7 protein-coding genes are annotated in these 7,553 nt (G+C 76.4%); all 7 read left to right on the top strand.

Going from position 1 to position 7,553, the window contains the following annotated elements; translation table 11 throughout:
• The first annotated feature begins 98 nt into the window (after window positions 1–98).
• The 7 genes from EF903_RS25230 (at window position 99) to argC (ending at window position 7,539) form a co-directional block, all read left to right on the top strand.
• Window positions 99–1,556, top strand: a complete 1,458-nt coding sequence (locus EF903_RS25230; RefSeq protein ID WP_125546861.1) for a PLP-dependent aminotransferase family protein — start codon at window positions 99–101, stop codon at window positions 1,554–1,556.
• A 31-nt stretch (window positions 1,557–1,587) separates the two neighbouring features.
• Window positions 1,588–2,163 (top strand): histidine phosphatase family protein, encoded by a 576-nt coding sequence (locus tag EF903_RS25225; protein WP_125546859.1) that lies wholly within the window; start codon window positions 1,588–1,590, stop codon window positions 2,161–2,163.
• A 55-nt stretch (window positions 2,164–2,218) separates the two neighbouring features.
• Window positions 2,219–2,968, top strand: a complete 750-nt coding sequence (locus EF903_RS25220) for an N-acetyltransferase (protein WP_125546857.1) — start codon at window positions 2,219–2,221, stop codon at window positions 2,966–2,968.
• Window positions 2,969–3,579: 611 nt separating this feature from the next.
• Window positions 3,580–4,950 carry a pyridoxal-dependent decarboxylase gene (locus EF903_RS25215; RefSeq protein ID WP_125546855.1) on the top strand — a complete coding sequence of 457 codons (1,371 nt, stop codon included), beginning with the start codon at window positions 3,580–3,582 and terminating at the stop codon, window positions 4,948–4,950.
• 156 nt (window positions 4,951–5,106) lie between these two features.
• Window positions 5,107–5,403 carry a hypothetical protein gene (locus EF903_RS25210; protein ID WP_260615892.1) on the top strand — a complete coding sequence of 99 codons (297 nt, stop codon included), beginning with the start codon at window positions 5,107–5,109 and terminating at the stop codon, window positions 5,401–5,403.
• Between the two features lie 86 nt (window positions 5,404–5,489).
• On the top strand, window positions 5,490–6,335 hold the full coding sequence (locus tag EF903_RS25205; RefSeq protein WP_185902812.1) for a hypothetical protein: 846 nt from the start codon (window positions 5,490–5,492) through the stop codon (window positions 6,333–6,335).
• A gap of 166 nt (window positions 6,336–6,501) precedes the next feature.
• The gene (gene argC / locus EF903_RS25200) at window positions 6,502–7,539 is read left to right on the top strand and encodes an N-acetyl-gamma-glutamyl-phosphate reductase (RefSeq protein ID WP_125546853.1); all 1,038 of its coding nucleotides are present in this window, start codon (window positions 6,502–6,504) and stop codon (window positions 7,537–7,539) included.
• Window positions 7,540–7,553 lie beyond the last annotated feature (14 nt).

Genomic DNA, 7,553 nt, shown 5'->3' with positions numbered 1-7,553 from the left:
CGGGGGAGGAGGCAGGGGGCGCCGCGCGGGAGCGGACCGCGGTGGCGGGGTCGCCGACCGCTATCGGCGTGGACCGGGTAGCGCTATTCTGTGCTCTCATGTACGAGCGTAGCAGTGTGGCGGAACTGGCCGAGTCCCTGCGTTCCGAGTTGGACCGCTACTCAATCGGCGGAAAGCTGCCGTCGAGCCGCGCTCTGGTCGAGCGGTACCGCGTCAGCCCCGTCACCGTCTCCCGCGCCCTCGCCCTCCTCGCCGCCGAGGGCCTCGTCGTCACCCGCCCCGGCGCCGGCGCCTACCGCGCCCGCCCCCGCACGCCCGAACGCGCGCCCGGCGACACCTCCTGGCAGGAGGTCGCCCTGAGCGCGGAGGGCGCCGGCGACGTCGTGCCGCGCTCCGTCGACGCCTCCGGCGTGCTCCACTCGCTGGCCGCCCCGCCTGCCGGGGTCATCGAGCTGAGCGGCGGCTACCTGCACCCCTCCCTCCAGCCCGAGCGCGCCATGGCCGCCGCCCTCGCCCGGGCCGGACGCCGCCCCGGCGCCTGGAGCCGCCCGCCCGTCGAGGGCCTGCCCGAACTGCGGGACTGGTTCGCCCGGGAGATCGGCGGGTCCGCCACCGCCGCCGACGTCCTCGTCACCGCCGGCGGGCAGAGCGCCCTCACCACCGCCCTGCGCGCCCTCGCCCCACCCGGCGCACCCGTCCTCGTCGAATCCCCGACCTACCCCGGGCTGCTGTCCATCGCCCGCGCCTCCGGGTGCCGGCCCGTGCCCGTCCCCGTCGACGCCGAAGGCGTCCGCCCGGAGCTGCTGGCCGCCGCGTTCGAAGCGACCGGCGCGCGGGTCTTCGTATGCCAGCCGCTGTTCCAGAACCCCACCGGCGCCGTCCTCTCCGCCGAGCGGCGCACCGAGGTGCTGCGGACCGCCCGCGCCGCCGGCGCGTTCGTCGTCGAGGACGACTACGCCCGCCACCTCGCCCACGAGGACGCCGGCCCGCTGCCCCTCCCGCTGGCCGCCGAGGACCACGACGGCGTCGTCGTCCACGTCCGGTCGCTGACCAAGGCCACCTCGCCCAGCCTGCGCGTCGGCGCCCTCGCCGCCCGCGGCCCCGTCATGGACCGGCTGCGCGCCATCCAGGTCGTCGACAGCTTCTTCGTCCCCCGCCCGCTCCAGGAAGCCGCCCTGGAACTCGTCGGGGCCCCCTCCTGGCCCCGCCACCTGCGCACCGTCGCCGCCGAACTGCGCCACCGCCGCGACGTCCTCGCCGGCGCCCTGCGGCGCTCCCTGCCGGGCCTGCACCTGCCCCACCTGCCCGCCGGCGGCTACCAGCTGTGGGTCCGCCCCGACAGCGGGGACGACGCCGCCTTCGCCGCCGCCGCCCTGCGCGCGGGCGTCGCCGTCGCGCCCGGGCGCCCGTACTTCTGCGCCGAGCCCCCCGGCCCGTACGTCCGCCTCGGCTTCGCCGGGGTCTCCGGCGCGGCCGAGCTCGGCGAGGCCGTCCACCGGCTGCGCACCTCCCTCGGCGGCGGCGCCGACCCGCACGCCCGTCCGCAGGACGCTTGACCCCCGGCGGCGGGCGCCCCACCATCACCGCATGAACGTTCGGGTCACGCTCGTCGCCGCAGCCCGCGCCTCCATGCTGCTCGCCGAGCGCTTCGACGACGACCGCCCCCCGGACGGCGAGGGCTGGCGGGCCCTCGAATCCGCCGCCCCCGCGCTCGTCCCGCTCGCCGCCGCCGACCTGCGGTACTGCTCGCCCGGCCCGCGCAGCCGCGCCACCGGACAGGCCCTCGGCTACGCCCCGCTCGCCCAAGTCGCCCTGCGCGAATGGGACATGGGGCGCTGGCGCGGCCTGACCCTCGCCGAGGCCGCCGCACGCGAGCCCGGAGCGGTCGAGCGCTGGCTCGCCGACCCGCACGCCGCCCCGCACGGCGGCGAATCCCTGCTCGCCTTCATCGCACGCATCGGCGGCTGGCTCGACTCCCGGCCCGCCGAGGACGGCGGCGCCATCGTCGCCGTCGCCGAGCCGTCCGCCGTCCGCGCCGCCCTCGTCTACGCCCTGCGGGCCGCCCCGCAGACGTACTGGAGCGTGGACGTCCGCCCGCTGTCCACCGTCACCCTCACCGGCAGCGCCGGGCACTGGCACCTCTCGCTCCAGGCCCGCGCCTGAACGGGCGCACGGAAATCCGGTGGATCACGGCCCGCGGCCCCCCTAGCCTGCGCCCATGAACGGGATCAAGATCACCACCCTCGCGGAGCGCCCCGAACTCGCCGGGCGCCTCTGGGACATGCGGGACTCGTGGCCCGCCTTCGCCGAGCACGACCCGCTCGCCTGGCTGCTCTACCCGCGCATGGTGGCCGAGTTCCCCGAATACATCCTGGTCGCCACCGAAGGCGACGAGGTCGCGGCCCGCGGCTTCAGCCTCCCTTTCGCCCAGCACGCACCAGGCCGCGACGGTGCCCTGCCCGCCCGGGGCTGGGACCAGCTCCTCATGTGGGCCTTCTCCGACCGGCGCCGCGGCACGGCCGCCGACACCGTCGGTGCCGTCGAGATCAGCGTCGACACCGCCCGGCAGGGCCGCGGCCTGTCCGGCGCCCTGCTGGCCGCGATGCGGGACAACGCGCGCGCCCGCGGCTTCGCCGAGCTCGTGGCACCGGTCCGGCCCAGCGCCAAGGCCGCCGAGCCCGACATGCCGATGGAGGAGTACGCGTACCGCACCCGCGACGACGGCCTCCCGCACGACCCCTGGCTGCGCGTCCACGTCCGCGCCGGAGCCGCCATCGACTCCGTGGCTCCGCTCTCACAGACGATCAGCGCGCCGACCGCCGACTGGCGCGAGTGGACCGGCCTCCCCTTCGACACCCCCGGCCCGGTCCACGTCCACGGGGCCCTGGCCCCCGTCCACTGCCACCCGCGGGAGGGCTACGCGGTCCTCGTCGAGCCCAACGTATGGGTCCGCCACTCCCTGGCCTGACCCACGGCCGCCGGGCGCGGCCCGCCCAGGGCGTCGGCGGGCCGCGTAACGCCTCGGAGGGCGCCGTCCGCGGGCCGAGCACTCCCGCGTCCGCGCGGCCGGGTCGCCGGGCGTTGCGGCCTTGCGCGGCTTGCGCGGCTTGCGAGCCCGGCCCCGCCCAGCGCGCGTGAGGGGCTGCCGGACCAGCGACCCGGCCTCCACCCCAGGCCGCGGGGCCTCCGCGGCCCGTGGCCCGGGGGCCTCCGTGGCTCGCACGGGGAGCGTCCGGGGCCTGCGCGCCCGGGCTCCGCTGCCCGGGGCCGGGCGTTCGCGGCCCGATCCGCGCGGCCCGCGCGCCCGGTGTCCTGCCGGCACGGCGGGGGCCTCCGTGGCTCGCACGGGGAGCGTCCCGGGCCTGCGCGCCCAGCCTCGGCCCCGGACCGGTGCCAGGCGTTCGCGGTCCGGTTTCCGCGGCCCGTGCGCCGAGCGTCCGCAATCCGGCGGCCGGGGCCCGCGCGCCGGGCGTGCGCGGCTCCGCACGCCCGGCTGATCGGCCCGGGACCCGGACTGCGCGGCCGGCGCTCGGGCGGCGCCGCTTGCGCCTCCGGGGCCGGCGTCCCATAGTCCGAGGTATGGACGCGCGCGAGGCCGCGCTCCGGCGGGCCCACGACCATGCCGTCCGCTGGCTCGCGAGCCTGCCCGACCGCCGGGTGCCCGCCCGCGCCACGGTCGACGACGTGGTGCGCGCGCTCGGCCCCGACCTGCCCGACGGCCCCACCCCGCCCGCCGGCGTCGTCGACCTGCTCGCCGACGCCTGCGAACCCGGCCTGACCGCCTTCCCCGGCGGCCGCTTCTTCGGGTTCGTCGTCGGCGGCACCGAACCGGCCGCGCTCGCCGCCGACTGGCTGGTCAGCGCCTGGGACCAGAACTGCGTGATGCGCACGGTCTCGCCCGCCCACACGGCCGTCGAGGACATCGCCAGCGCCTGGCTCCTCGACCTGCTGGGCCTGCCCGCGGGCAGCGCCGTCGGCTTCACGACCGGCGCCACCATGGCGAACTTCACCTGCCTCGCCGCCGCCCGCGACGCCGTCCTCGCCCGGGCCGGCCGCAACCCCGCCCGCGACGGCCTGGCCGGCGGCCCCCCGGTGCACGTCCTCGCCGGCGAGGACCGCCACATGGCCGTCGACCTCGCCCTGCGCTACCTCGGCCTCGGCACGCCCGCCCTCGTCGAGGCCGACGGGCAGGGCCGCATCCGGCCCGAGGCGCTGCGCCACGCCCTGGACGCCGCCGGGGCGGACCCGACCGTCGTCGTCCTCCAGGCCGGCGACATCCACACCGGCGCCTTCGACCCGTTCGAGGAGGGCGTCCGCGCCGCGCACCGGGCCGGCGCCTGGGTACACGTCGACGGCGCGTTCGGCCTGTGGGCCGCGGCCTCCCCGTCCCTCGCCCACCTGACGGCCGGCTGCTCCGGAGCGGACTCCTGGGCGACCGACGCGCACAAGACCCTGAACGTCCCCTACGACTGCGGCCTCGCCGTCGTCCGCGACCCGTCGGCCCTGCGCGCCGCCATGGGCCTGCACGGTGCGTACCTCATCCAGGACGACGAGCAGGGCGATCCCGTCGACAAGGTCCCGGAACTCTCCCGGCGCGGCCGCGCGTTCACCGTGTGGGCGGCCCTGCGCTCCCTGGGCCGGACCGGCGTCGCCGACCTCGTCGACCGCCTGTGCCGGCACGCCCGCGCGTTCGCCGAGGGCATCGCCGGGATCGACGGCGCGACCGTCCTGAACGACGTCGTCTTCACCCAGGTCTGCGCCGCCTTCGGCACCGACGCCCGCACCGACCGCGTCCTCTCCCGCCTCCTGGACGAGGGCACGGCCTGGATCAGCGGCTCCACCTGGCGCGGCCGCCGCGTGATGCGCATCTCGGTGAGCAACTGGTCGACGACCACGCAGGACGTCGCCCGCACTCTGGCGGCCATCCGACGCGCCGCCGCGGCCCCCTGAAACCCGCAGGCCGGCCCGGCGGACGAAGACCGGCGGATCCCCTGGGTCCGCAGAGGGACAGGAGGAACCGATCTTGTCCTCGTCCTACGGCTCCGCGACCAGCGGCCCACCACCGGGCCCGGGCCGAGCGCGGGCACATGCGCGCTGGTCGCCGTCATGGCTGCCGCGGTGTCGTTCGGCGCCTACACCTGGGGCGTGATGTCGGGTTTCCACATCCTGGACCCGGACCAGATGTGCGCAGCGCAGGGCGTGCGCGGCGACCGCATCGTGACGCGGTGGACGCTGCCCGTCAGCGCGCAGTGCGTCACGTCAGGCGGCGTGGGCACCGAGCTGGTGGCGGCGTGGGTGAATCCCGTGGTCTTCGCGGGCCTCGCCCTGTCCCTGCTCGCCCTCCTCACGGGAGCCGTCGCGGAGGCGCGGTGCCGCCTCTCCCCGCAACGGCCGCGGCCGTGACCGGCGCCCGGGCCGACCTGGCCGGCAGGTCGGACGCGGAGTACTCGGTGGAGGCGCTCCGCGGCGTCCCGTACGGTCGGCCCGTGATGATCAAAACGGGCGACCCCCGCAGGCTCGGCGTCCCGGCCTCCGGGGCACGGTTGAACTTCGATGCGGAACTGCAGGAGCTCGGCGGCGGTCCGCGGCGCCGCTTGCTCATGGTCGACGACGAGCCTGCCTTCGAGCTCGGCTTCTACTGCGGCACGTGCCCGCTCCTGTTCCGCCGACTGGAGACCGCGCGGGAGAAGCTGTCCCTGGAGAGCATGCAGGAACGGCTCACCGGAGCGCTGGCCGATCCGGACGGCGGCGGCGTGATCGATGCGTTCGGCACGTTGTTGCCGGAGGGCGAGTACCTTCCGCTGCTCCTGGAGGTGGAACCCCGGCTGGTCATCCCCGGCAGAGAGGGCGACTACTTCAGCGGCGAACAGGTCACGACGTGGGGGATCGATCAGTTCTGGGGCCTTCCGGAGTACCCGCACACCCCGTACTACCGGACCTTCGAGACCGCGGTCGACGCGGACGCCCACCTCTACGAGTTCGTCGTGCCCATGGTTCCCCCGACGTGGAACGAGCGGGATCGTGTCGAGGAATACGTCGCCCTCATGGAGCGGGGAACGGTCCCCACGGCGGTGGCGATCTCCACCCTGGACGTGTGCCGGCCCGCCATCGACCGAGGAGACGACTACTTCGTGCACTGGGGCCTGACCCACTTCCTCCTCGACGGCCACCACAAGCTGGAGGCCGCCGCCGCGGCCGGCCGGACCGTGCGGCTCCTTTCCCTGCTGGCCCTGGGCGAGAGCCTGTCCGGAGCGGACCACCAGGCCCGACTGCCCGCGCTGCGCGCCCAGCCCCGCGCCCCCCGCTCCGAATCCGCTCGTGACCGAGCGCTGTAGGCGGCCTGCCCGGCCGGACTGCAGCGCGCACGCCCTGCCGGACCCGTGGCGCCCGGGCGCCACGGGTCCGCAAGCCGACCTCACCGCCTCGCTCGACGTACGAGACGGAACCTTTGCATAAAAGTGCAGGGCTACGTATAGTCATGCCATCGAGGAGGAGGATCCGATGGTGGTACGTGCAGCAGTGGCCGGGGCGAGCGGGTATGCGGGCGGGGAACTCCTGCGGCTGCTCCTCGCGCACCCCGAGGTCGAGATCGGGGCGCTCACCGGGAACTCCAACGCCGGCCAGGCCTTCGGCGGCCTCCAGCCGCATCTCGGGCCGCTCGCCGGGCGGACCCTGGAGGCCACCACGGCCGAGGTGCTCGCCGGGCACGACGTCGTCTTCCTCGCGCTGCCCCACGGGCAGTCCGCCGCCGTCGCCGCCGAGCTCGGGCCCGACGTCCTCGTCGTCGACATGGGCGCCGACCACCGGCTGAAGGACTCCGCCGACTGGGACGCCTTCTACGGCGCCCCCCACGCCGGCACCTGGCCCTACGGCCTGCCCGAGCTGCCCGGCGGCCGCGCCGCGCTGGAGGGGTCCAAGCGCGTCGCGGTCCCCGGGTGCTTCCCCACCGCCGTCTCCCTCGCGCTCTTCCCCGCCTACGCCGCCCAGCTCGCCGAACCCGAGGCCGTCGTCGTCGCCGCCACCGGCACCTCCGGCGCCGGCAAAGCCCTCAAGGCGCACCTGCTCGGCTCCGAGGTCATGGGCTCCGCCAGCCCCTACGGCGTCGGCGGCGTCCACCGCCACACCCCCGAGATGGTGCAGAACCTCAGCCCCGTCGCCGGGCAGCGCGTCTCCGTCTCCTTCACGCCCGTCCTCGCCCCCATGTCCCGCGGCATTCTTGCCACCTGCTCCGCCAAGGCCCTCCCCGGCACCACCGCCGAGACGCTGCGCGCCGCGTATGAGAAGGCGTACGCCGACGAGCCGTTCGTGCAGCTGCTTCCCGAGGGCCAGTGGCCGGCGACCGCCTCCGTCCTGGGCTCCAACACGGTCCAGGTGCAGGTCGCCCTCGACACCGCCGCGCAGCGGATCGTCGCGATCAGCGCCGTCGACAACCTCACCAAGGGCACCGCGGGCGCCGCCGTCCAGAGCATGAACCTCGCCCTCGGCCTCCCCGAGACGCTGGGCCTGCCCCTCACCGGGGTCACGGGGCGATCCCGGTGAGGGGCAGGCCCAGC

The sequence above is a fragment of the Streptomyces sp. WAC05292 genome, assembly GCF_003949955.1.
GTDB lineage: Bacteria > Actinomycetota > Actinomycetes > Streptomycetales > Streptomycetaceae > Streptomyces > Streptomyces globosus.
The sequence above is the reverse complement of the archived record's forward strand: the minus strand, read 5'-3'. Positions and strand labels throughout refer to the sequence as shown.

Coding starts and splice junctions, on each gene's coding strand:
- argC (WP_125546853.1), top strand. CDS start 6,502: ATGGTGGTACGTGCAGCAGTGGCCGGGGCGAGCGGGTATGCGGGCGGG.
- EF903_RS25215 (WP_125546855.1), top strand. CDS start 3,580: ATGGACGCGCGCGAGGCCGCGCTCCGGCGGGCCCACGACCATGCCGTC.
- EF903_RS25220 (WP_125546857.1), top strand. CDS start 2,219: ATGAACGGGATCAAGATCACCACCCTCGCGGAGCGCCCCGAACTCGCC.
- EF903_RS25225 (WP_125546859.1), top strand. CDS start 1,588: ATGAACGTTCGGGTCACGCTCGTCGCCGCAGCCCGCGCCTCCATGCTG.
- EF903_RS25205 (WP_185902812.1), top strand. CDS start 5,490: ATGATCAAAACGGGCGACCCCCGCAGGCTCGGCGTCCCGGCCTCCGGG.
- EF903_RS25210 (WP_260615892.1), top strand. CDS start 5,107: ATGGCTGCCGCGGTGTCGTTCGGCGCCTACACCTGGGGCGTGATGTCG.
- EF903_RS25230 (WP_125546861.1), top strand. CDS start 99: ATGTACGAGCGTAGCAGTGTGGCGGAACTGGCCGAGTCCCTGCGTTCC.